General features: G+C 66.1%; 21 protein-coding genes and 1 tRNA gene. 11 read left to right on the forward strand and 11 right to left on the reverse strand.

All coding sequences use genetic code 11. The annotated features are described in order from the left end of the window. Positions 1-4 precede the first annotated feature (4 nt). The 4 genes from CYJ10_RS32415 (at position 5) to CYJ10_RS32430 (ending at position 3,427) form a co-directional block, all read left to right on the forward strand. The gene (locus CYJ10_RS32415) at positions 5-976 is read left to right on the forward strand and encodes a DMT family transporter (RefSeq protein ID WP_101685536.1); all 972 of its coding nucleotides are present in this window, start codon (positions 5-7) and stop codon (positions 974-976) included. A gap of 13 nt (positions 977-989) precedes the next feature. Next, complete coding sequence (locus CYJ10_RS32420; RefSeq protein WP_101685537.1) at positions 990-1,442, forward strand: RidA family protein; 453 nt, start codon at positions 990-992, stop codon at positions 1,440-1,442. A 114-nt stretch (positions 1,443-1,556) separates the two neighbouring features. Next, the gene (locus tag CYJ10_RS32425) at positions 1,557-2,744 is read left to right on the forward strand and encodes an aminotransferase-like domain-containing protein (protein ID WP_101685538.1); all 1,188 of its coding nucleotides are present in this window, start codon (positions 1,557-1,559) and stop codon (positions 2,742-2,744) included. Positions 2,745-2,782: 38 nt separating this feature from the next. Continuing rightward, the gene (locus CYJ10_RS32430) at positions 2,783-3,427 is read left to right on the forward strand and encodes a glutathione S-transferase family protein (RefSeq protein WP_101685562.1); all 645 of its coding nucleotides are present in this window, start codon (positions 2,783-2,785) and stop codon (positions 3,425-3,427) included. A 69-nt stretch (positions 3,428-3,496) separates the two neighbouring features. Here CYJ10_RS32430 and CYJ10_RS32435 read toward each other — a convergent pair whose 3' ends face one another. From CYJ10_RS32435 to CYJ10_RS32455, 5 genes are all read right to left on the reverse strand, one after another. Beyond that, positions 3,497-4,027, reverse strand: a complete 531-nt coding sequence (locus CYJ10_RS32435; protein ID WP_101685563.1) for a chromate transporter — start codon at positions 4,025-4,027, stop codon at positions 3,497-3,499. Next, complete coding sequence (locus CYJ10_RS32440) at positions 4,027-4,605, reverse strand: chromate transporter (protein WP_101685539.1); 579 nt, start codon at positions 4,603-4,605, stop codon at positions 4,027-4,029. Before CYJ10_RS32440 ends, CYJ10_RS32435 begins: the two co-directional genes overlap by 1 nt. A 241-nt stretch (positions 4,606-4,846) precedes the next feature. After that, positions 4,847-7,177 carry a DNA topoisomerase IV subunit A gene (gene parC / locus CYJ10_RS32445; protein ID WP_101685540.1) on the reverse strand — a complete coding sequence of 777 codons (2,331 nt, stop codon included), beginning with the start codon at positions 7,175-7,177 and terminating at the stop codon, positions 4,847-4,849. Between the two features lie 129 nt (positions 7,178-7,306). Next, the gene (locus CYJ10_RS32450) at positions 7,307-8,113 is read right to left on the reverse strand and encodes a lytic transglycosylase domain-containing protein (RefSeq protein ID WP_101685541.1); all 807 of its coding nucleotides are present in this window, start codon (positions 8,111-8,113) and stop codon (positions 7,307-7,309) included. Positions 8,114-8,138: 25 nt separating this feature from the next. After that, the gene (locus CYJ10_RS32455) at positions 8,139-10,133 is read right to left on the reverse strand and encodes a DNA topoisomerase IV subunit B (protein WP_101685542.1); all 1,995 of its coding nucleotides are present in this window, start codon (positions 10,131-10,133) and stop codon (positions 8,139-8,141) included. Positions 10,134-10,382: 249 nt separating this feature from the next. Here CYJ10_RS32455 and CYJ10_RS32460 point away from each other — a divergent pair, with 249 nt between their 5' ends. Both CYJ10_RS32460 and CYJ10_RS35050 read left to right on the forward strand, forming a co-directional pair. Beyond that, complete coding sequence (locus CYJ10_RS32460; RefSeq protein WP_101685543.1) at positions 10,383-11,594, forward strand: MFS transporter; 1,212 nt, start codon at positions 10,383-10,385, stop codon at positions 11,592-11,594. A gap of 1 nt (position 11,595) precedes the next feature. After that, entirely contained in the window at positions 11,596-11,721 is a 126-nt protein-coding gene (locus tag CYJ10_RS35050) for a hypothetical protein (RefSeq protein WP_257993636.1), read from the forward strand. Positions 11,722-11,884: 163 nt separating this feature from the next. Here CYJ10_RS35050 and abc-f read toward each other — a convergent pair whose 3' ends face one another. Continuing rightward, positions 11,885-13,807, reverse strand: a complete 1,923-nt coding sequence (gene abc-f, locus CYJ10_RS32465; RefSeq protein ID WP_101685544.1) for a ribosomal protection-like ABC-F family protein — start codon at positions 13,805-13,807, stop codon at positions 11,885-11,887. 523 nt (positions 13,808-14,330) lie between these two features. On the opposite strand from abc-f, the gene CYJ10_RS32470 reads away from it, so the two are divergent. After that, positions 14,331-15,266 (forward strand): amino acid ABC transporter substrate-binding protein, encoded by a 936-nt coding sequence (locus CYJ10_RS32470; RefSeq protein ID WP_101685545.1) that lies wholly within the window; start codon positions 14,331-14,333, stop codon positions 15,264-15,266. A 236-nt stretch (positions 15,267-15,502) separates the two neighbouring features. Next, complete coding sequence (locus CYJ10_RS32475; RefSeq protein ID WP_101685546.1) at positions 15,503-16,693, forward strand: benzoate/H(+) symporter BenE family transporter; 1,191 nt, start codon at positions 15,503-15,505, stop codon at positions 16,691-16,693. A gap of 24 nt (positions 16,694-16,717) precedes the next feature. Here CYJ10_RS32475 and CYJ10_RS32480 read toward each other — a convergent pair whose 3' ends face one another. After that, entirely contained in the window at positions 16,718-17,245 is a 528-nt protein-coding gene (locus CYJ10_RS32480; RefSeq protein WP_101685547.1) for a hypothetical protein, read from the reverse strand. A 361-nt stretch (positions 17,246-17,606) separates the two neighbouring features. Here CYJ10_RS32480 and CYJ10_RS32485 point away from each other — a divergent pair, with 361 nt between their 5' ends. After that, on the forward strand, positions 17,607-17,936 hold the full coding sequence (locus tag CYJ10_RS32485) for a DMT family transporter (RefSeq protein WP_101685548.1): 330 nt from the start codon (positions 17,607-17,609) through the stop codon (positions 17,934-17,936). A gap of 36 nt (positions 17,937-17,972) precedes the next feature. On the opposite strand, the gene CYJ10_RS32490 is transcribed toward CYJ10_RS32485, so the two are convergent. The 4 genes from CYJ10_RS32490 to CYJ10_RS32510 all read right to left on the reverse strand — a co-directional run bounded on the left by CYJ10_RS32490 (position 17,973) and on the right by CYJ10_RS32510 (position 20,230). Beyond that, positions 17,973-18,254 carry a hypothetical protein gene (locus tag CYJ10_RS32490; protein WP_257993637.1) on the reverse strand — a complete coding sequence of 94 codons (282 nt, stop codon included), beginning with the start codon at positions 18,252-18,254 and terminating at the stop codon, positions 17,973-17,975. A 248-nt stretch (positions 18,255-18,502) separates the two neighbouring features. After that, on the reverse strand, positions 18,503-18,703 hold the full coding sequence (locus CYJ10_RS32495; RefSeq protein WP_101685549.1) for a hypothetical protein: 201 nt from the start codon (positions 18,701-18,703) through the stop codon (positions 18,503-18,505). Positions 18,704-19,389: 686 nt separating this feature from the next. Beyond that, a tRNA-Arg gene (locus CYJ10_RS32505) sits at positions 19,390-19,464 on the reverse strand. Between the two features lie 298 nt (positions 19,465-19,762). Further along, complete coding sequence (locus CYJ10_RS32510) at positions 19,763-20,230, reverse strand: lecithin retinol acyltransferase family protein (RefSeq protein WP_101685551.1); 468 nt, start codon at positions 20,228-20,230, stop codon at positions 19,763-19,765. Between the two features lie 449 nt (positions 20,231-20,679). Here CYJ10_RS32510 and CYJ10_RS32515 point away from each other — a divergent pair, with 449 nt between their 5' ends. Together CYJ10_RS32515 and CYJ10_RS32520 are read left to right on the forward strand one after the other, a co-directional pair. Further along, positions 20,680-20,970: a hypothetical protein gene (locus CYJ10_RS32515; protein ID WP_101685552.1), complete on the forward strand. Its 291-nt coding sequence runs from the start codon at positions 20,680-20,682 to the stop codon at positions 20,968-20,970. A gap of 102 nt (positions 20,971-21,072) precedes the next feature. After that, positions 21,073-21,852 (forward strand): PP2C family protein-serine/threonine phosphatase, encoded by a 780-nt coding sequence (locus tag CYJ10_RS32520; RefSeq protein WP_101685553.1) that lies wholly within the window; start codon positions 21,073-21,075, stop codon positions 21,850-21,852. Positions 21,853-21,857 lie beyond the last annotated feature (5 nt).

Here is a 21,857-nt window from a genome sequence, read left to right on the forward strand (position 1 = left end):
CGTCATGAGCCAGAACCCTTCCCCCCATTCCGGCGGCATGCTGCTGGGCTTTATCGGCGTGGCCATCTTCAGCCAGACGCTGCCGTTCACGCGCATGGCCGTGGCCGAGCTGGATGCCACGTTCGTGGCGCTGGCCAGGGCCGTGATCGCGGCCATGCTGGCGCTGGCCTTGCTGGCGGCCCGCGGCGCGCTGGTGCCGTCGAAGCGGCCGCGCGGTCGGCAGTGGCTGCGGCTGGCCGTGACCGCGCTGGGCGTGGTGGTCGGCTTTCCGGTGTTTTCGTCGCTGGCCATGCGCGAAGTGCCGGCCGGGCACGGTGCCATCGTCATCGGCCTGCTGCCGCTGGCCACGGCCGTGTTCGCAGCGTGGTTCGGCAACGAGCGCCCGTCGATCGGATTCTGGCTCTCGGCACTGGCCGGCAGCGCCCTGGTGGTCGGCTTTGCCCTGTGGCAGGGCGCGGGCGGCCTGCAGCATGCCGACTGGTTCCTGTTCCTGGCCGTGGTGCTGGGTGCCCTCGGCTATGCCGAAGGCGGCAAGCTGTCGCGCGAACTGGGCGGGCTGGAGACGATCTCGTGGGCGCTGGTGGTGTCGCTGCCGGTGCTGGCGCCGGTGGTGGCGTGGCTGACACTGGGGCATGCGGACGAAATTGCCGCCGCTTCCCCACGTGCGTGGGCCGGCATGGCCTATGTGTCGGTGTTCTCGATGTTCATCGGCTTCCTGTTCTGGTACGCCGGGCTCGCAAAAGGCGGCGTGGCCCGCGTAGGGCAGATACAATTGCTGCAGCCGTTCCTCACGCTGGCGGGCGGCGCCGTGATCCTGGCCGAGCCCCTCGATGCCGCCACCGTCGCTTTTGCAGTGGCGGTGATCGCCGTGGTGGCCCTTGGCCGACGCGCCGCCGTGCGCAACACCGCACCCGCCACGCCGCCGGCCCCCGTGGCCGGAGAAACGCCCCCAGTTTTTTCAGGACGCATTCACTGACAGGAGTCACCGCATGTCCGTCTACGACACCCTTGCCAAACTCGGCGTGGAACTGCCCACCGCCGGCGCCCCGGCCGCTGCCTATGTGATGGCTGCGACCACCGGCAACACCGTCTTCCTGTCGGGCCATATCGCCCGCCGCGACGGCAAGCCCTGGGCTGGCAAGCTCGGCAAGGATATCGATACCGCCACCGGTCAGCAGGCCGCCCGCGCCATCGCCATCGACCTGCTGGCCACGCTGCACGGCCATATCGGCGACCTGAACCGCGTCAAGCGCATCGTCAAGGTGATGAGCCTGGTGAACTCCACCCAGGAATTCACCGAGCAGCACCTGGTGACCAACGGCTGCTCCGAATTCCTGGTTGAAATCTTCGGCGAGAAGGGCAAGCACGCCCGCAGCGCCTTCGGCGTGGCGCAGATTCCGCTGGGCGCCTGCGTCGAGATCGAGATGATCGTCGAGATCTGAAGCAGCCCCCTGCCTGACGAGCCTTGCCAGCCTGACCTGACATATCAGACGTATTAGAGACATTAGCCGGGCCCGCGGGCCCGGCCCTGAATTACCCCCACCACGAGACCAATCATGAAATGGGCCATCTCCCGCCGAGCACAGCAACTGACCAGCTCGGCCATCCGCGAAATCCTGAAAGTCACCGAGCGTCCGGAAGTCATTTCGTTCGCCGGCGGCCTGCCCTCCCCGGCGTCGTTCCCGGTAGCGGCCATGGAAGCGGCGGTGGCCCGTGTATTCGCCGATAACCCGCAAGGCGCCCTGCAGTACGCTGCCACCGAAGGCTACCTGCCGCTGCGCGAGTTCGTGGCCAGGCGCTACAACGTGGGCGTCGAGCGCGTGCTGATCACCACCGGCTCGCAGCAGGCACTGGACCTGATCGCCAAGATCATGATCGACCCGGGTAGCCCGGTGCTGGTGGAAACGCCTAGCTACCTGGGCGCGCTGCAGGCGTTCTCGCTGTTCGAGCCGGAATTCGTGTCGATTCCGTCCGACGAGAAGGGCCTGATCCCCGAGGCGCTGACGGCCGAACTGACCGCCAACGCGCGCTTCCTGTACGCGCTGCCGAACTTCCAGAACCCCACGGGCCGCCGCCTGCCGCTGGAGCGCCGCCAGGCGCTGGTCAAGCGTGCGCAGGAACTGGGCGTCCTGCTGGTGGAAGACGATCCGTACGGCGAACTGAGCTACACCGGCAACACGCTGCCGACGCTGCTGTCGATGAACCCGGACGGCGTGATCTACATGGGCTCGTTCTCGAAGATCCTGGCCCCCGGCATGCGCCTGGGCTTCGTGATCGCCCCGCCCGACCTGCATTTCAAGCTGTGCCAGGCCAAGCAGGCATCGGACCTGCACACGCCCACCTTCACGCAGCGCATCGCCTACGAGACGATCAAGGACGGCCTGCTGGAAACCCACATCCCGACCATCCGCGAGCTCTACGGCAAGCAGTGCGCCTACATGCTGGACGCCCTCAAGCGCCACATGCCGGCCGGCGTGACCTGGAACGCGCCCGAAGGCGGCATGTTCATCTGGGTGGAACTGCCGGAAGGCCTGAACAGCATGACCATCCTGGAAGAAGCCGTGCGCCGCAACGTGGCCTACGTGCCGGGCGCGCCGTTCTACGCCGGCAACCCGCGCATGAACACGCTGCGCCTGGCCTTCGTGACGGTTTCGCCGGAGCGCATCGAACAGGGTGTGTCGATCCTGGGCGAGCTGTTCCGCGAAGCCATCGCCAAGGCCGCCCCGCAACCGCGCGCAGCCTGAGGACGATGGCCGACATGGATCTGGAAGAGCCGCAAACCATGCTGCGCATCTGGGGCCGCCTGTCGTCGATCAACGTGCAGAAGGTGGTCTGGTGCGCGCGCGAGCTGCACCTGGACCACGAGCGCATCGACATTGGCAACCACAAGGGCGAGCTGGACGCCGAAGCCTATGTGCGCCTGAATCCGAACCGGCTGATCCCGGTCATCGAGGATTTTCGCGACACCGACGTGGCCGGCGAACCGTTCGTGCTGTGGGAGTCGAATGCGATTGTGCGCTACCTGTGCGCGCGCTATGGCGAAGACACGCTGTGGCCATCGGACGTCAAGGCGCGTGCATCGGCCGACCGCTGGATGGACTGGCAGACCACCACCTTCAGCCCGGCCATGGTGCAGGCCTTCCTGCAGATGGTCCGCATGCCCGAAGACCAGCGCGACCAGGCCGTGATCGACAAGTCGTGCGAGCGCACCGAGCCGCTGGCGAAGATGCTGGACAACGCGCTGGCCGACCGCGAGTTCATCGGCGGCGACCGCTTCACGATGGCCGACATCTCGCTGGCCTGCGCCGCGCACCGCTGGATGGGCACGCCGGTGCCGCACGCGCCCCGGCCGAACCTGGAGCGCTGGCTTGCCGACATGCGCGCCCGGCCAGCGGCACTGAGCATCCTGGTGCTGCCGCTGAAATAGGACGTTGCGCTGGATTGCGCCCCTCTCCCGCCCAGCGGGAAGGGGCGCGCATCACAAGCGCCATCCGTTTTACACCAGCCCCAGCAACCCCGCCCCCGCACCGAGGGCCACCAGCAGCAGCGGGTGGATCTTCGTCTTCAGCATCAATCCCACCGTCAGCAGCGTCACCGCCGCGGCCGTCCAGCTATGGTCGACGCTGGTGGCGAGCACCCATCCCGTCGACATCAGCAGGCCGATGGTCAGCGCCGATAGGCCGCGCTTGATCAACACCGGCCAGACCGCGTGTGGCGAACGCCCGGCGAAATACTCGAAGCCCAGCGCGATCACGCTGGATGGCCCACAGATGCCGAGCATCGACGCGAACGCGCCGGCCGGGCCGGCGACCTGCCAGCCGAACAGCGCCACGAACAGGATGTTCGGCCCCGGCGACGCCTGCGAGATGGCGTAGAGCGCGGCGAACTGCTCGTCGGTCATCCAGTGGTTGGCTTCCACCAGATACCGGTGCATGTCGGGGATTACCGTGCCGCCACCGCCAACGGCCAGCAGCGACAGCATGCCGAAGTGGCCCAGCAGGTCACGCAGGATCTCGGGCGACGCCATCATACCCCCTTGCGCATGGCGCGGTATTCCAGCACCAGCGCCACGGGCACCAGCACGGCCATAACCGGCAACAGCGGCCAGCGCAGCCAGCCGATGGCCAGGAACGCCGCCACGCCGATGACCAGCGCACGCACCGAACGCGGCTGGCTCTGGGCCAGCTTCACGCCCGTCGACAGCACCAGCCCCGCCGCCACGGCCGTCATGCCCGACAACATCTGCCGCACCTGTGGCACGTCCTGGTAGCGCAGGTACAGCCCCATCGCGCACAGCACCACCACCATCGGCACGAACACCAGCCCGCTGAACGCCGCCACGGCCCCGCGCAGGCCGGCGAAACGCAGGCCCAGCATCAACGCCAGATTGATGACGTTCGGCCCCGGCAGCACCTGCCCCAGACTGAGTATTTCAACGAAATCACGATCGTTGAGCCAGCGATTGCGCTCAACGACCGAGCGCCGCACGAACGGCAGCACGCCGCCGAAGCCGGACAGGCCCATGCGGGCAAACTCGAAAAACAGGGTACGGGCGGTAGGCGGCGGGGCGAGCTCGGGCTCGGCGAGCAGGGGCGTGGCGGACATGATCGTGATGAGGATCGCCTGCCATGCGGAATGGGCAGGGTGCCGACATGGTACGGCAGATACTCGCCGCCGGGCAGCGGCGAGGCATCACGAAACGGCAAGAGGGGGTCGCGGTTGGCGATGGCGCCTGGATGACGGGTGACCGGCTCCCCTCTCCCGCCATGCGGGAGAGGGGAGCAAACCCGCAGGGGTTCATAACCGGAGCGGCAAGGAACCCCGTGGGTGTTCCTTGCGCGCCCGCTTACTCCGAACCCTTCACCGGTTCCAGCTTCACTTCCTTCAGGCGCGGCTCGATGGCCTTGCCCTTGCGGGCGCGCTTGCCCACGTACGGCAGCAGCGTCTTGCCGGCCAGCTTCTGCGGCGGCAGCTTGCCGCCACGCACGCCGGTACCCGAGATCAGCAGGCCAGGCGCGCCCACCGGCACGGCCTGTTCCAGGGCTTCCTTGGGCTCCAGTTCCATCAGGATCACGCCGCGGCCGCCGGCCGACAGCACCTTGACCTCGTCGAGCCCCACCAGCAGCAGGCGGCCATTGGCCGAGAAGCACGCCACATGCGTGGCGTCGTCGCCCACCGGCGCCGGCTGCAGGAAGGTGTCGCCGTCATCCAGCGTGATGAACGCCTTGCCACCCTTCTGGCGGCTGATCATGTCACCGACCTTCGTGACAAAGCCATTGCCGCCGGCCGTGGCAATCAGCATACGCTGGTCCGCACCGCCCGCGAACGTATGGGCGATCTGCGAACCCGCAGCCAGGTCGATCAGCGTGGTCACCGGCACGCCATCGCCGCGCCCGCCCGGCAGGCCGGAAACGGCCACCGAGTAGACCCGGCCATTGCTGCCGAACGCCAGCATGGTATCGACGGTACGGCACTCGAACGTGGCGTACAGGCTGTCGCCGGCCTTGAACGTGAACTGCGACGAATCGTGGCCATGGCCCTGGCGCGTGCGCACCCAGCCCTTGCCCGACATGATCACCGTCACCGGCTCGTCGATCACCTTCACCTCGGCGGCGGCGCGGCTGGCCTCCTGGATCAGCGTGCGGCGCGGGTCCTTGTCTTCCGGGCTGTACTGCTTGGCGTCCTGCTCGATCTCCTTGATGATCTTGCGACGCATCATGGTCTCGGACTTCAGCAGCACGTCCAGCTCGGCCTGCTCGTCTCGCAGTTTCGCCAGTTCCTGTTCGATCTTGATCGCTTCCAGGCGCGCCAGCTGGCGCAGGCGGATTTCCAGGATGTCCTCGGCCTGCCGGTCGCTCAGGCGGAACGCCTCGATCAGCGCGGGCTTGGGATCGTCGCTCTCGCGGATGATGCGGATCACCTCGTCGATGTTCAGCAGCACCAGCATCCGCCCTTCCAGGATATGGATGCGTTCTTCCACCTTGTTCAGCTGGAAGCGCGTGCGGCGCGTGACCGTGGCGAAGCGGAACTCGATCCACTCGCGCAGGATTTCCTGCAGTCCCTTCTGGCGCGGACGCCCGTCGGTGCCGATCATCACCAGGTTGATCGGCGCACCCGATTCCAGGCTGGTATGCGCCAGCAGCGTCTGGATGAAGTCCTGCTGTTCGGTGTTCTTGCTCTTGGGCTCGAACACCAGGCGCACCGGGGCGTCCTTGCCCGATTCGTCGCGTACGGCGTCCAGCACGGACAGCATCGTGGTCTTGAGCTGGGTCTGCTCGGGCGTCAGCGCCTTCTTGCCGGTACGGATCTTCGGGTTGGTGATTTCCTCGATTTCCTCGAGCACCTTCTGCGCCGACGTGTTCGGCGGCAGTTCGGTCACCACCATCTGCCACTGGCCGCGCGCCATCTCCTCGATGGTCCAGCGTGCACGCACCTTCAGGCTGCCGCGGCCGTTCTCGTAGATCTGGGTGATTTCCGACGCCGGCGAGATGATCTGGCCGCCGCCCGGATAGTCGGGGCCCGGCATGATTGCCAGCAGTTCGGCCAGCGAGATGTTCGGGTTGCGGATCATCGCCACGGCCGCGCCTGCCACCTCGCGCAGGTTGTGCGGCGGGATTTCGGTGGCCATGCCCACGGCAATGCCCGATGCGCCGTTCAGCAGCACGAACGGCAGGCGCGCCGGCAGCAGCTTGGGCTCTTCTTCCGAGCCGTCGTAGTTGGGCAGGAAGTCCACCGTGCCCAAGTCGATCTCGTCGAGCAGCAGACGCGAGATCGGCGTCAGGCGGGCTTCGGTGTAACGCATGGCCGCCGCGCCGTCGCCGTCGCGCGAGCCAAAGTTGCCCTGGCCGTCGATCAGCGGATAGCGCAGCGAAAAATCCTGCGCCAGGCGCACCAGCGCGTCGTACGCGGACTGGTCCCCGTGGGGGTGGAATTTACCCAGTACCTCGCCGACCACGCGGGCCGACTTCACGGGCTTGGCGTCGGCGCGCAGCCCCATCGCCTGCATTGCATAGAGAATGCGGCGCTGCACGGGCTTCTGGCCGTCCGCCACTTCGGGCAGGGCGCGCCCCTTGACCACGCTCACGGCGTAGTCCAGGTAGGCGCGCTCGGCGTACCGCGCGAGCGTCAGCGAATCGGCCGGCTCTTCGGGCTGAAACGTAGTATCTGCTTGATCCATGGTTGGCAAGGGTTCGGCTGCCGGGCGCGGGCGCGCCGGACATCCGCTTGTTTGCGGTCAGCGTGGGATTCTAAAGGAAGTGGGTGACGATGCCGCCGGAAATAGCGCCCGAAATCCGGACAGGCGGCATCAGGGCATCGGCCGGCGGCCGCCGATCACCATCCGCACGCGGTCAGCCGCCACGCCGGTGCGGATCACGCCGCCCGCCGCCGGCTGGTACAGGCGGTAGAACTCAAGCACGGTGCTCACGTACTGGCGGGTCTCGGGGTAAGGCGGAATCTGGTTGTTGTAGCGTTGCACCGCGCCTTCGCCGGCGTTGTACGCGGCCAGCACCAGTTCCAGGTTGTTCGGAAACAACTCCATCAGAAAGCGCAGGTAGCGCACGCCGGCCGAGATGTTCAGCTTCGGGTCGGCCAGCTTCTGCTCCACTGTCCGGCGATTGTCGGCGGCAATGCCGAAGCGCGTGCCGGTGTCCGGAATGACCTGCATCAGCCCGATGGCGCCCTTGGGCGACACGGCCGCCGGGTTGAAGCCGCTTTCCACGGCCATCACCGCCTTGACCAGGGCCGGGTCCACGTTCTGGGCGTCGGCCACCTGCGCGATGATCGGGTCGACCGTGCGCAGGTTCGGGTGGTTGAGCAGGTATCGGAACAGCTTGTCGCGCGACGGGCTGGTCTTGTCCGTCAGCGTGATGACGCCCCGGTGCCCGAGGTCGCCCGAATCGAACTGGCCGCCGTCCTTCATGAACAGCTTGTAGCGGTCGTCGAGCTTCGTATCGGCGAAGTGGGCCACGCCCTCGCCGTCGATATAGCCCCAAAGCGCCGCATGGGCCGGCGCGGCGATGCCGAACGCGCCGAGCACGGCCAGCGTGCAGGCCAGGCGCTTCGCCTGTGCCTGGATCCGCCTGATCCGCTGTTGGCCTGCTCGTTCGTGCATCGTCGTTCCTCCAGATTTGGTGCCGTCAGATGTCGGCCACCACCTCGTTACCCTTTTCTTCAAGCCAGGTTCGGCGCTGCGACGCCTCGCCCTTGCCCATCAGCATGTTCATCATGGTGACGGTCTGCAGCAGGTCGAATTCGCCCAGCGCCACCGGCAGCAGGCGGCGAGTGTCCGGGTTCATCGTCGTTTCCCAGAGCTGCTCGGCGTTCATCTCGCCCAGGCCCTTGAAGCGCGAGATCTGCCAGGCGCCGTCCTTGACGCCATCCTTGAGCAGCTTGTCCTGGATGGCCTCGAGTTCGCCTTCGTCCAGCGCGTAGAGCTTCTGTGCGGGCCGCTTGCCGCGCGCCGGCGCATCGACGCGGAACAGCGGCGGGCGCGCCACGCAGACATGGCCCAGGTCGATCAGCTTCGGGAAGTGGCGGAAGAACAGCGTCAGCAGCAGCACCTGGATGTGCGCGCCGTCCACGTCCGCGTCGGACAGGATGCAGATCTTGCCGTAGCGCAGGTTCGACAGGTCGGGCTCGTCTTCCGGGCCGTGAGGGTCCACCCCGATGGCCACGGCGATGTCATGCACCTCGTTGTTGGCGAACAGGCGGTCGCGCTCGGTTTCCCAGGTGTTCAGTACCTTGCCGCGCAGCGGCAGGATGGCCTGGAATTCCTTGTCGCGGCCCATCTTGGCCGAACCGCCCGCCGAATCGCCCTCCACCAGGAAGATCTCGTTGCGCGTGACGTCGGTCGATTCGCAGTCGGTCAGCTTGCCGGGCAGCACGGCCACGCCGGAGCCCTTCTTCTTTTCCACCTTCTGCGCGGCGCGCGTGCGGGCCTGGGCCTGGCGGATCACCAGTTCGGCCAGCTTCTTGCCGTAGTCGACATGGTGATTCAGCCAAAGCTCCAGCGCCGGGCGGCTGAACGTGGACACCAGGCGCACGGCGTCGCGGCTGTTCAGGCGTTCCTTGATCTGGCCCTGGAACTGCGGGTCCAGCACCTTGGCCGACAGCACGAACGACGCCCGCGCGAACACGTCCTCGCTCATCAGCTTGACGCCCTTGGGCTGCAGCGAGTGCATCTCGATGAAGCTCTTCACGGCCAGGAACAGCCCTTCGCGCAGGCCGGACTCATGCGTGCCACCGGCCGGCGTGGGAATCAGGTTCACGTACGACTCGCGCACAGGCGCGCCTTCGTCGGTCCAGGCCACCACCCACGACGCGCCCTCGCCTTCGGCAAACCCTTCCTCGCCGGCATTCTTGTCCGGATCGGCAAAGTGCTCGCCCTCGAACATCGGGATCACCAGCTCGGCGCCGCTGCCCTGGGCCAGCGCTTCCACCAGATAGCCCTTCAGGCCCTGCTCGTATTGCCAGACGGTCTGCTCGCCGGTCTTTTCCAGCACCAGCGTGACCTTCACGCCGGGCAGCAGCACGGCCTTGGAGCGCAGCAGGCGCTGCAGTTCGGCCATCGGAATGGCGGCCGAATCGAAATATTTCGCGTCCGGCCACACCTGTACGCGCGTGCCGTTCTTCTTCTCGCCGCGCTCGATCTTGCGCGATGCCAGCGCCTTCGTGACTTCGCCGCCGTGCTCGAAGGTCAGCGTGGACTGCGAGCCGTCGCGCCAGACGGTGACGTCCAGGCGCGTGGCCAGGGCGTTGGTGACGGACACGCCCACGCCGTGCAGGCCGCCCGAGAACGCGTAGGCGCCGCCCTTGCCCTTGTCGAACTTGCCGCCCGCGTGCAGGCGCGTGAAGACGATCTCCACCACGGGCACGCCTTCTTCCGGGTGAATGCCCACCGGAATGCCGCGGCCGTCGTCTTCCACGCTGATGCTGCCGTCCTTGTGGAGCGTGAGCAGGATCTCTGTGCCATGGCCGCCCAGCGCCTCGTCTGACGCGTTGTCGATCACCTCCTGCACGATATGCAGGGGGTTGTCGGTACGGGTGTACATGCCGGGGCGTTGCTTGACCGGTTCCAGGCCCTTCAGGACCCGGATGGAAGATTCGCTGTACTGACTGGTTTTGCTCGCCATGGAGTCGATACGGATATTGGTCTTGCCGGCCGTCGGCGGCCGGGATGCGCTGCATTGTAATGGAAGGCCGTGGCAGCCATCCTTTTTGAAAAGCCCCAGAAATTCGTAGTTCGGCACAAATCCGGTGCCCGGCTTAAACTAGGCGCCGACCATCAGGGCGCCCCCCAGCGTCACCCGATCACCGGCAGCGCGCCGGCCGCGCCTCACCAGAAAAAAAGACAAAACAATAGAGACAATACCGAGCCCGACATGACCGATCGCAAACTATCCCTGACCACCGTGCTTGTGTGCGGCGGCCTGCTCGTCACCCTTTCCATGGGCATCCGGCATGGCTTTGGCCTGTTCAACCTGCCCATCACGCAGACGCACGGCTGGAACCGCGAGACCTTCGCGTTTGCGCTGGCGCTCCAGAACCTGATGTGGGGCGCCAGCCAGCCGATTACCGGCGCGCTGGCCGACAAGTTCGGCGCCATGCGCATCATGATCGTCGGCGTGGCGCTGTATGTGGCCGGCCTGATCGTGATGGCGATGGCCACCAGCGGCACGGCGTTCGCCACCGGCGCCGGCGTGCTGATCGGCATCGCCCAGTCCGGCACCACCTATAGCGTGGTCTACGGCGTGATTGGCCGCGTGGCCAGCGCCGAGAAGCGCGTCTGGGCCATGGGCATTGCCGCCGCGGCCGGGTCGTTCGGCCAGTTCCTGATGATTCCGGTGGAGCAGACGCTGATTTCCACCACGGGCTGGCAGAACGCGCTGTTCATCCTGGCCTTCCTGGCGTGCTTCATGCTGCCGCTGGCCCTGACGCTGCGCGAGCCCAAGATGGCCGCCAGCACCGGTGGCCACCAGCAGACCATTGGCGAAGCCACGCGCGAGGCCTTTGGCAACCGCAACTTCCAGTTGCTGACGCTGGGTTATTTCGTGTGCGGGTTCCAGGTGGTGTTCATCGGCGTGCACCTGGCGCCGTATCTGAAGGACCGGGGCCTGGTCGACGTGAAGATCGCCACGGTGGCGCTGGCGCTGATCGGCCTGTTCAACGTATTCGGCACCTACACGGCCGGCGCGATGGGGCAGCGCATGCCCAAGCGCTACCTGCTGTCGTCGATCTATATCGCGCGTTCGGTCGTGATCGCCGGCTACCTGCTGCTGCCGCTGACGGTCTGGAGCACCTGGGTCTTTGCCGCGCTGATGGGCTTTCTGTGGCTGTCCACGGTGCCGCTGACCAACGGCATCATCGCCCAGGTGTTCGGCGTGAAGTACCTGTCGATGCTGTCGGGCGTGGTGTTTTTCTCGCACCAGATCGGCAGCTTCCTGGGCGCCTGGCTGGGCGGCTACCTGTTCGACCGCACCGGCAGCTACAACACGGTGTGGCTGCTGGCGATGGGGCTGGGCGTACTGGCCGCGCTGGTCAACCTGCCGATCCGGGAGCAGGCGCTGGTGCGCCCGCAACCGGTGGCACTCTGAGATGAGCTGGGCGCGCGGTGTCGGCTACCTGGCCCTGGCGGCGGTGCTGACGCTGGGGTTCCTGGCCTACCTGCGCCCGGCGTTCATGGTCGACCTGACCAATATGGTGCTGGCGTGGTGCGGTTGACGCTGGCCTGCTGCAGACTTGTTCCCCTCTCCCGCGCGCGGGAGAGGGATTAGAGGGAAGGCAAAGCGGTTCTGCTGGCCGACCTGTCGCGACTGGAACGGCCGGGCCCTCTCCTCCAGCCCCTTTCCCGCATGGCGAGAGAGGGGCGCACACCAGGGTGTCGTTACACCGCCTCGCCCTTGGTCTTCTTCTCCAGCACTTCCCAGCGCTCCAGCGCCTCCAGCAGTTCCATCTCGATCTCGTCGTGGCGGGTGGCCAGTTCGGCCGCGCGCGCCGGGTCGGTGGCGTAGAGCGAACCGTCGGCCAACTGGGCGCCGAGAGTCTTCTGCTCGGCTTCCAGGCTCGACATCCGCTCCGGCAATCCGTCCAGTTCGCGCTGTTCCTTGTACGACAGCTTGACCGTGCGGTTGGCGCCGCGCGCCTCGCGCGTGCTGGCCTTGGACGCTTCGGCCGCCTTGGGCTCGGCCTTGGCGGCCTGCAGCGCCTGGGCGCGTGCCGACTGCTGCTCCCAGTCGGAATAGCCGCCCACCGATTCACGCCACTGGCCATCGCCTTCGGCGGCAATCGTCGATGTCACCACGTTGTCCAGGAACGCCCGGTCGTGCGACACTAGGAACACCGTGCCGCTGTAGTCCTGCAGCAGTTCTTCCAGCAGTTCCAGCGTGTCGATGTCGAGGTCGTTGGTCGGTTCGTCCAGCACCAGTGCGTTGGCCGGCCGGGCGAACAGACGCGCCAGCAGCAGGCGATTGCGCTCGCCGCCGGACAGCGACTTGACCGGCGACCGCGCGCGCTCCGGCGCGAACAGGAAGTCGCCCAGGTAGCTCATCACGTGCTTGCGCTGGCCGTTGACTTCCACCCAGTCGCTGCCGGGGCTGATGGTGTCGGCCAGCGACTTCTCCAGGTCCAGCGCCGAACGCATCTGGTCGAAGTACGCCACCTGCAGGTTGCTGCCATTGCGCACCGTGCCGGCGTCTGGCGCCAGGTCGCCCAGGATCAGCCGCAGCAGCGTGGTCTTGCCGGCGCCGTTCGGGCCGATCAGGCCCACCTTGTCGCCGCGCATGATGGTGGCCGAGAAATCGCTCACCACCGGCTTGTTGCCGTACGACTTCGACACGTCGACCAGTTCCGCCACGATCTTGCCCGAGCGGTCGGCCTGCGACACTTCGAGCTTGACGTTGCCCTGCACCTCGCGGCGCTGGGCGCGTTCGACGCGCATGTCCACCAGCCGCTGCACCCGCGCCACGCTGCGCGTGCGGCGCGCTTCCACGCCCTTGCGAATCCACACTTCTTCCTGCGCCAGCAGCTTGTCGAACTTGGCCTGCTCCACGGCCTCGTTGGCCAGCAGTTCGGCCTTGCGCGCCTGATAGGCGGCAAAATTGCCCGGGAACGACAGCAGCTGGCCCCGATCGAGTTCGACGATGCGCGTGGCCACGCGATCCAGGAACGCGCGGTCGTGGGTCACCAGCAGCACGCTGCCCCGGAAGCCCAGCAGCAGGTCTTCGAGCCAGCGGATGGCTTCCACGTCCAGATGGTTGGTGGGTTCGTCCAGCAGCAGGATATCGGGCTCCGCCACCAGGCCCTGCGCCAGCGCCACGCGCTTCTGCAGGCCGCCGGACAGCGCATCCACGCGTACATGGGGGTCCAGGCCCAGCCGGGCCAGCGTGGTTTCCACGCGGGTACGCAGTTGCCAGGCATCGGCGGCGTCGAGTTCGGCCTGCACGCGGTGCAGTTCGGCCAGCGTGGCCTCGTCGTGATGGGATTCCAGCTTGGCCAGCGCCGCTTCGTAGCGCAGCAGCAGGTCGTGCGCGGCGCCCATGCCCTGGCTGACCGCATCGAATACGGTCAGGCCGGGCTCAAATTGTGGCTCTTGCGCAACACACGCCGACGTCACGCCGCTCTGGCGCGAGATCAGGCCGTCGTCGGGTGCGGACGTGCCCGCCACGATCCGCAGCAGCGACGACTTGCCGGTGCCGTTGCGGCCGATCAGGCCAACGCGTTCGCCGGCTTCGAGCGAGAAATCGGTGTGGTCGAGCAGCGCCACGTGGCCAAAGGCCAGCTGGGCATCGGAAATGGAAAACAGGGCCATGATTGCGAGGAAGGATAGGCGGCGCACGACCCCGGGGTTGGGCGCGCAGGCAGGCCCGAATTGTAGACGACGCGGGCGTCCCGCCGTTGCCCCCCATGCCGGGCGCCGCGCCAGCGGGCAAAAGCCGGCGGACAAAAAGAAAAGGCCCGTTCGCCTGAACGGGCCCCAAGAGTCTCTCCTCGGTGCCCTGCTCGCAAGGCACGACTGAAGCATAGCCAGCGGCGCGGTACATCAGAAGTCGGACAAATCCGTAAGGGAAAATCCTCGTCAACCTGCCCCCTCCCGGAGCGTTGCGTGCCAGGAACGTTGAGCATGCGCACTAGCCGCCGCTGTTGTGCCGGGATGGCCGCCCGTGGAACAATCGGAAGCATCGGATTTCTCCGAAATTCCTGAAAAGCATAAAAAGCACAACGACAGCAGTACCCAGTAGCAGCAGTCATAGAGCCGGACCCCATCCGGCCAGCGGTGGCGCAACACGCCACCAGGGTTGTTCCTAGAAAATTTCTTTCGACGGGTGTCATTCATGACCAATTCGGGCCTGCCGCGCCGTGCCTCGCTACGAGGCATGGCGCATGTCGTACTTTCACTAGCCGCGCTGCTTTGCCTGCCTGCCGCACCGGCGGCCCAGGCGGCCATGCCAAATTCCGTGGTGCTGCGCATCCAGCAGACCGGGGTCATCCGCATTGCCCACCGCGAGAGTTCGGTGCCCTTCTCGTTCGTGGTGGACGGCAAGCCGATGGGCTACGCCGTGGACCTGTGCCTGAAGGTAGCCGATGCCGTGCGCACGCAGCTCAAGCTGCCGCAATTGCGCGTGGAATGGGTGCCGGTGACGCCGGCGTCGCGCATCCCGGCCATCGTCGATGGCAAGGCCGACCTGGAATGCGGGTCTACCACCAACAACCGCGAGCGCCGCGACCAAGTGGCATTCACCATTCCGCACTACATCGCCGGCAGCCGCATGCTGGTGAAAGCCGACTCGGGCATCCGCAAGTGGGGCGACCTGCGCGGCAAGACCGTGGTGTCCACCACCAAGACCACGCCGCTGGAAATGATCCGCAAGATGGACGAAGCGGGCGCCATGGGCTGGAAGGTGGTGGAGGCCAAGGACCATGCCGAGGCCTTTGCCATGGTCGAATCGGGCAAGGCCGACGCCTTCGTGATGGACGACGTGCTGCTGTTCGGCCTGCGCGCCAACGCGAAGAACCCGGCTTCGCTGGCCGTGACCGGCGACCTGCTGACGATCGAGCCGTACGCGGTCATGCTGTCGAAGCACGACGTCGAGTTCAAGAAGATCGTGGACAAGGCCATGGTCGCATCGATTTACGACCAGGAAACCCAGAAGCTCTACCGCAAGTGGTTCCTGCAGCCGATTCCGCCGAACGGCATCACGCTGGACATTCCGATGAGCTACCTGCTGCGCGACTCGTTCAAGTTCCCGAGCGACAAGGTGGCCGACTGAGCCGCCTGCCCGCAGCCCCCCGCCCCCCCTCTGTCGTGACGTGAGAGGAGAGAGGGGGAGCGGACGTTGCGCTTCTGCTTGCCGGCCATCTCGAAGCCGATACGTCGCCCCCGCTCTCCCCGCCCCTTTCCCGCCCCTTGCCCCTTTCCCGCCTTGCGGGAAAGGGTAGAAACCATCCATCGCCCCGCCTCCCGTGCGAAGATACCGGCCCGTTCCGTACTTCGCCTGCCCCTTCGATGACCCCCGCCAACGCCCCGAAGCTGTCCGACCTTTCCGTTTCCACGCTGGTGGCCGGGCTGATCGCCATGCTGACCGGCTACACCAGTTCGCTGGTGCTGATGATCCAGGCCGGGCAGGCGGCGCACCTGACCGATCCGCAGATTTCGTCGTGGATCTGGGCGTTGTCGATCGGGATGGGGGTGACCACGCTGGGGCTGTCGCTGGCCATGCGCGTGCCGATCGTGGTGGCCTGGTCCACGCCCGGCGCGGCGCTGCTGATTGCCAGCCTGCCCGGCGTGCCCTATCCCGAAGCGATCGGCGCCTTCCTGATGGCCGCGCTGCTGATGACGGCGGCGGGCCTGACCGGCTGGTTCGACAAGCTCATGAAGGCGCTGCCCGCCAGCATCGCATCGGCATTACTGGCCGGCATCCTGTTCCGCATCAGCGTGGATGTCTTCGTGCAGGCCCAGTACCAGATGGTGCTGTTGCTGGCGATGTTTGCCGCCTATCTGGTCGGGCGGCGCTGGTGGCCGCGCTATGCGGTGCCGGGCGTGCTGGCCGTGGGCGTGGTGCTGGCCGGCGCGATGGGCCAGTTGCATTTCGAGCAGTTTCATTTCGCGGTGGCGCTGCCAGTGTGGACCACGCCGGCGTTCTCGCTGGCGGCGTTCGTCAGCATCGCCGTGCCGCTGTTCATCGTGGCCCTGGCGTCGCAGAACATTCCGGGCCTGGCCGTGCTGCGTGCCGACGGCTACCGCGTACCGGCCAGCCCGTTGATCGCGGTGACGGGCATCGCGTCGGCCATCCTGGCGCCGTTCGGCTCCCACGGCATCAACCTGGCGGCCATCACGGCGGCCATCTGCACCGGCCCGCAAGCCGATGCGGACCCGCGCCGCCGCTACATGGCGGCCGTAGTGTGCGGCGTCGGCTATCTGGTGATGGGCGTGATGGCGGCCAGCATCGCGGCGCTGTTCGCCGCGTTCCCGAAGGCGCTGGTGGTGGCCGTGGCGGCCTTCGCCTTGCTGGGATCGATCGCCAATGGGCTGACCGTGGCCATGCAGACGCCGGCCGAGCGCGAGTCGGCGCTGCTGACGTTCATGATCACGGCATCAGGCATGACGCTGGCGGGCGTAGGCTCCGCCTTCTGGGGCGTGGTCGGCGGCATGGTCGCGCTGCTGGTGCTCAAGCCGCGCGAGCCGAAGTCCGCCTGATCCTGGCGTGGCCGGGGGCCCGATTCAGAGCAGCAGGAACGCCACCTCGGCCGCACTGATCTCGGTCACGGGCACACCCTTGCGCCGCTGGAACAGCACATGTTCGAGCACGCGGTCGCGATGCTCGGCAAACACGGCGGCCTCGAAGCGCAGCGCGGCCGTGCCATAGTGCTCGGCCAGCAGCTTGTAGACGCGATGCCGAACCAGCAGCATCTCGTTGTCGGCCTGCAGCCGCGTCATGTCGGTGGTGTGATCTTCCTCGAGCTGGCGCATGCTGACCACCACGCGCGCATGCATGCCACGGTAGCGGTCGATCTCGGTGTGCGCGCGGCGCAATTCCTCGCGCAAGGCACGCACTTCCTGCTGCAGCTTCAGGGTATGCTGGACGCCCCGCTGGATGCGGGATGCTTCCTCCAGCGCGTGATCGGCGGCGGCAATCGTGTTCTGCCAGACGCCCTCGCCGGTTTCGGTACGCTGGTCGGACGTTCCCTCGACGTCTGCCGGCCGCGTGATGGCAGGCCATGCCGTGGCCGCACCCAGATCGGTCTTCATACAGCTCCCCATTAATCCCGTCTACCCGCGTCCAGCCACCGGCGCATCGTTTTAAGTGCCGGCATGGTCAGGCCACTGGTTTATCTGTCGCCGCGACTTTTATTGTTGGCCGCCTCGATTTTCGTCCTCGGGCAGCTATGGCGTACACGTTGCATTCAAGACCGGTATTGGATTTGGCACAACCACCGCGAGGGAGGGTAACCCAACCGCCCGAAACCCGCATGCAGACTGGATTTTCGCCATTTTCGGCAGCGTTTTGCAGTCCCCAATTGAGTGCATCTTGCATAATGATGCGACCAAGCGCCTTAATGATCTCTTTTTACCGATTTTAAATGCTGTCTCTTTGCATTCCGCCCCTGCCATGAACGGATATCTGCTTCTTGCCCTGGCCATCGTCGCCGAAGTGATTGCCACCAGCAGCCTCAAGGCCGCCGAGAATTTCACGCGCCTTTGGCCGAGCGTGCTGGTGGTGACCGGCTACGTGGCCGCGTTCTGGCTGCTGATGCAGGTGATGAAGACCGTGCCGGTGGGAGTGGCCTACGCGATCTGGTCGGGCGCGGGCATCGTGCTGGTGACGATGATCGCCGTGGTTTTGTACCGTCAGGTGCCCGACCTGGCGGCCGTGGTCGGCATCGCCCTGATCATCGCCGGGGTGGCGGTCATCCAGCTGTTCTCGAAGATGGGCCACTAGGCGCGCCAATGCGCACCCGGGCGCCTCGGCGCCCGCTCAGGTCTTGGGCGGCAGCGTGCGCAGCAGGCGGTTGACCTGGACCAGCGTCTCGCACTCGTCCGCCTTGCGCTTGCGGCGCTCTTCGACGATATCCAGCAGCGCCCGGATCTGGCCGTTCTTGGCCTCGCAGGTGTCCTTGCCGTCCTTCGGACATATCACGTCGATCTCGCCGCGCAGGCTCTCCTCGACGATATCGATCAGCGCCGTACATCCGGACGTGTCGTTCAACGCCGGATCGGACGCAGGCTGCACGGCCGCCACGTGGGCGGCGGCAATCATGGCTAGCGCTGGAAGCCAGCGCAGAGGCATCCGGAAAAGAGGCATCGATCGGCAGATTTGAGCAGGACAGCAGCGCCGCGGTTGCGGCGTGCGGGCTACATGATAGCGGGTTGTTGAATTTGCCCTGCAGAAATCGGCCGCTTCGCGCACATGGCGGCGGCGAAATGAAACAGGCCACATCGTGGCCTGTCTTGGAGGATTGCCTGGACGGCGCAACATGCTCCGTTGCCGGTGCCAGTGCGTGCTACCTAGTAGCGTGGCCCGCCCTGCCAATGGTCCCGATCATAGTCCCGGTGATCGTCACGGTCGTGGTCCCAATGGGCGCGTTGTTGATCCATGTGCCCATCTCCGCCGTAATAACCGTCCCGATGCCCATCATGATCGGGCGCCACCACGCAACCGCCGAGCAACACTACGGAAGCGGCAGCCAGTACAAGAATGCTTTTCATGAGGCGCTCCTGATTCGTCCTTCGGTTATTTCCAGCTTATGTACTGGTTCAAAGGACGAATGTAGGCGGGTGGAACGACCCGGGGTGGGCGACTTTCCTACAGGGGGCAGGGACAGTCAGGTCAAGGCCTTCCTCTTCGCGGCCCGTCTCCCGCCAGCGGCTTCCATCTCCTCGCGATATCGCTGGCGCTTTGCCACATGTTGTCCGAGTGGGATATCAGCAACCTTGCCCCAACTCTTCTTCGTGCGCCTGGCTACACGAACGCGAAATTCCGCAGTGTTCAGAAGCTCGTCGGATGGCTCAGTCTTCAGTGTGCTGAGAGGCTGGTTCTGCGACCTGCGCACGATACGCGCAAAGGAACGCTTCCGCTTGGGGATACAACAACCCCGCTCCCCATAGCTCGCTCTATGGTCTTTGCCGTAGCTCAGACGCTTCTTTTCCTGGGGCGTTCTGAACTTGCCTCTCCGCAGACGAAGCGGCACGAAATCTTCGCCCGGCTCGTCAGTTTTCTCTGCATGCATTTGGCAATCCAGCGCGTACGTAACGAGAATACCAAGAATATGGGCACGCAGCTTTGAGCGCAAAGAGGGGTGTGTCGCTTGCGAGACGGAGCATGGCAAGCCGTCGACTGGACGAGCACAGCGTCGCTCTGGGAAATCCTCGGAAAACCACTGCGGACTTGATGATGGTCCCGCCGACAGGAATCGAACCTGTATCTAGCGCTTAGGAGGCGCTCGTTCTATCCATTGAACTACGGCGAGCGGACCGTCTGCACGGTGCCTGCGCCGCGCTGGGGCGGGCGGACCGGAAGACGGGGCGGAGTATAGCAAACTCCGCCACCGGCGGATCGCGCCGATCCCGTTCGCGACGCATTTCCCGCCGTGGCCGGGTGGCGCCACGGCCTTGGCCGCAAGCGCGGTGGCAGGCGCGGCCGCTGCGGGCGTTGCAGCTTTCCCAATCGATCAGTCCGGACATGGCGGGCCTCCCTCCTGATGGTGATGTGTATCGATGGATCTATCGGCGTATCTATCGGCGTATCTATCGGCGTATCTCGGCGGATCAGGCGGCGTGCAGGCTGGCGAGGTGGATGCCCGACAGCAGGGCCAGCGCCATATGCAGCACGGTGACCATGGCAGTGCCCGGATTGCGCAGGCAGGTTTCCACCTGTTCGCTGCGCGCCTGGCCCAGCAGGCACCATGTGCAGAAGTGTTCGCAGTTGTTGGTCAGCAGGTGGTAGCGGTCTTCGCCCATGCGGCTGCGGGCGCGGGACACGGCTTCGATACCCAGGTAGCGGGCGCAAGGTTCGGACTTGGCCGTCACGCCGTGGCCATCGGCAAACTGTTCGAGCGTGGTTTCTTCCACGGGGCCGGCGTGCAGCGCGTGGCAGAAGCCGGCGTAGTGGATGACACGGCCCTGGCCGGCGTAGATGCCGTGGTGGGCGTAGCCATTGCGTTCCGTCACCAGATGCGCGCCGGGCAGGTAAGCATCATCCAGGCAGCTGACTTGTTGTTGGTCTTGGGCGGTCATGGCAGGTCTCGGTTCGGTGTCGGTGGCTGGCAGCCAGGGCTGCGTTGTTGCCTACCCAACCGCATCAAGCGTGCCAGACGGCCAGAGCGACGGCAGCACAACGGTTTGCGGGAAATCCGGGGATTTGGACGCGGCCGATTCGTCGGGACGAATCCAACAGAACTGACCGGATTGTGTTGGCGTACCACCGCCAGCCACCCGGCTCAACCCGGCCACAACCCCACTGCAACCGCCCGATCAGGCCTGGCGCGCAGCCCACGCATGCCTGCCGGCGCCGACCCACCACATCGAGCCCGGCTGTTGGGTCCCACCCAACGGGCTATGTGCTTGATATGACACAAGACCTCCGCCATGGGCGACGGGTAGGCTGCATGCGCCACACTTGGCGTGTGGCACACCGCTTGCTCCTAACCGGCACAGACCTTTCGATGCCAGCCCAGGAGACCATCATGGCTACGCTCACCATCCGCGACCTGAACACCCAACGCGCACTGGATTTCCGCGCCATGTCGGCCGTCCGGGGTGGCGGCGCCCCGTGGGTCTTCGGCTGGATCCAGCCCTATGTGGCGTCGCGCCCCAGCGCGTTACCGGTCGTGAACTTTTACGAGATCAACTACAGCTTCTATGCTGATCAGATGAACAACCAGTTCCAGAACGTGAACGTCCAGAACACGGCGCCGAATTCAAACATCACGGTCGACGCCAGCATGGACGCCCGCAACAAGGGACGGCTGGTCTGAGCCCTGCAGCAGCCGGCAGGGCTTTCGCGGTGACTTCCAAATACCCGGCGCCCCGGGGGCGCCATACGCGCGAGCCGGAATCGGCACGCGCTGGAGCATGCCGTGACCTGCGTATCGCAATTCCGCTGGACCTCCGCCGCCTGTACAGACGTCGGTCGGGTGCGGACACGCAATGAAGACGCCTGCCTGGCCATGCCCGACCGTGGCATCTGGGCGGTGGCCGATGGCATGGGCGGCCACGCCGTGGGCGACTTCGCCAGCCGCGCCATCGTCCAGGCGCTATCGGCACTGCCCGAGCCCGACAGCCTGGAAGGCGCCGCCGAGAGTGCGCGCCAGGCCATGCAGACCGTCAACCAGTTGCTGATCGAAGAAGCGCTGCGGATGAAGGTGCGCGTGATTGGCAGCACGGTGGTCATGCTGCTGGCCTGCGAGCGCCGCTGCTGTTGCCTGTGGGCCGGCGACAGCCGGCTGTACCTGTTCCGCGATGGGCACCTGAAGCAGCTGTCGCGCGACCACAGCCAGGTGGAACGGCTCAAGGCGCGCGGGTTGATCACGGCCGACGAGGCCAAGCACCATCCCGCCCACAACACCATCACGCGCGCCGTGGGCGCGGCATCCACGCTGGACCTGGAACGGCTGACGCTGGAGATCGGCGATGGCGACGTGTTCCTGCTCTGCAGCGACGGGCTCAGCAACGAGGTCGAGGACGACCAGATCGCCGCCCTGCTGGCTCCGGAAGGCACCGGCCCTGCGACGGCAGCCGAAGCGCTGCTGAAGCTGGCGCTGGAAAACGGCGGCCGCGACAACGTGTCGGTGGTGGTGATCCGGGCCGAAGACATCGGCGGCGGATCGGACATGACGCTGCTGAATCCGGAGGTTTGAAGTTA

Source organism: Cupriavidus pauculus, assembly GCF_002858765.1.
GTDB lineage: Bacteria > Pseudomonadota > Gammaproteobacteria > Burkholderiales > Burkholderiaceae > Cupriavidus > Cupriavidus pauculus_B.

Coding starts and splice junctions, on each gene's coding strand:
- CYJ10_RS32415 (WP_101685536.1), top strand. CDS start 5: ATGAGCCAGAACCCTTCCCCCCATTCCGGCGGCATGCTGCTGGGCTTT.
- CYJ10_RS32420 (WP_101685537.1), top strand. CDS start 990: ATGTCCGTCTACGACACCCTTGCCAAACTCGGCGTGGAACTGCCCACC.
- CYJ10_RS32425 (WP_101685538.1), top strand. CDS start 1,557: ATGAAATGGGCCATCTCCCGCCGAGCACAGCAACTGACCAGCTCGGCC.
- CYJ10_RS32430 (WP_101685562.1), top strand. CDS start 2,783: ATGCTGCGCATCTGGGGCCGCCTGTCGTCGATCAACGTGCAGAAGGTG.
- CYJ10_RS32435 (WP_101685563.1), bottom strand. CDS start 4,027: ATGGCGTCGCCCGAGATCCTGCGTGACCTGCTGGGCCACTTCGGCATG.
- CYJ10_RS32440 (WP_101685539.1), bottom strand. CDS start 4,605: ATGTCCGCCACGCCCCTGCTCGCCGAGCCCGAGCTCGCCCCGCCGCCT.
- parC (WP_101685540.1), bottom strand. CDS start 7,177: ATGGATCAAGCAGATACTACGTTTCAGCCCGAAGAGCCGGCCGATTCG.
- CYJ10_RS32450 (WP_101685541.1), bottom strand. CDS start 8,113: ATGCACGAACGAGCAGGCCAACAGCGGATCAGGCGGATCCAGGCACAG.
- CYJ10_RS32455 (WP_101685542.1), bottom strand. CDS start 10,133: ATGGCGAGCAAAACCAGTCAGTACAGCGAATCTTCCATCCGGGTCCTG.
- CYJ10_RS32460 (WP_101685543.1), top strand. CDS start 10,383: ATGACCGATCGCAAACTATCCCTGACCACCGTGCTTGTGTGCGGCGGC.
- CYJ10_RS35050 (WP_257993636.1), top strand. CDS start 11,596: ATGAGCTGGGCGCGCGGTGTCGGCTACCTGGCCCTGGCGGCGGTGCTG.
- abc-f (WP_101685544.1), bottom strand. CDS start 13,807: ATGGCCCTGTTTTCCATTTCCGATGCCCAGCTGGCCTTTGGCCACGTG.
- CYJ10_RS32470 (WP_101685545.1), top strand. CDS start 14,331: ATGACCAATTCGGGCCTGCCGCGCCGTGCCTCGCTACGAGGCATGGCG.
- CYJ10_RS32475 (WP_101685546.1), top strand. CDS start 15,503: ATGACCCCCGCCAACGCCCCGAAGCTGTCCGACCTTTCCGTTTCCACG.
- CYJ10_RS32480 (WP_101685547.1), bottom strand. CDS start 17,245: ATGAAGACCGATCTGGGTGCGGCCACGGCATGGCCTGCCATCACGCGG.
- CYJ10_RS32485 (WP_101685548.1), top strand. CDS start 17,607: ATGAACGGATATCTGCTTCTTGCCCTGGCCATCGTCGCCGAAGTGATT.
- CYJ10_RS32490 (WP_257993637.1), bottom strand. CDS start 18,254: ATGATTGCCGCCGCCCACGTGGCGGCCGTGCAGCCTGCGTCCGATCCG.
- CYJ10_RS32495 (WP_101685549.1), bottom strand. CDS start 18,703: ATGAAAAGCATTCTTGTACTGGCTGCCGCTTCCGTAGTGTTGCTCGGC.
- CYJ10_RS32510 (WP_101685551.1), bottom strand. CDS start 20,230: ATGACCGCCCAAGACCAACAACAAGTCAGCTGCCTGGATGATGCTTAC.
- CYJ10_RS32515 (WP_101685552.1), top strand. CDS start 20,680: ATGGCTACGCTCACCATCCGCGACCTGAACACCCAACGCGCACTGGAT.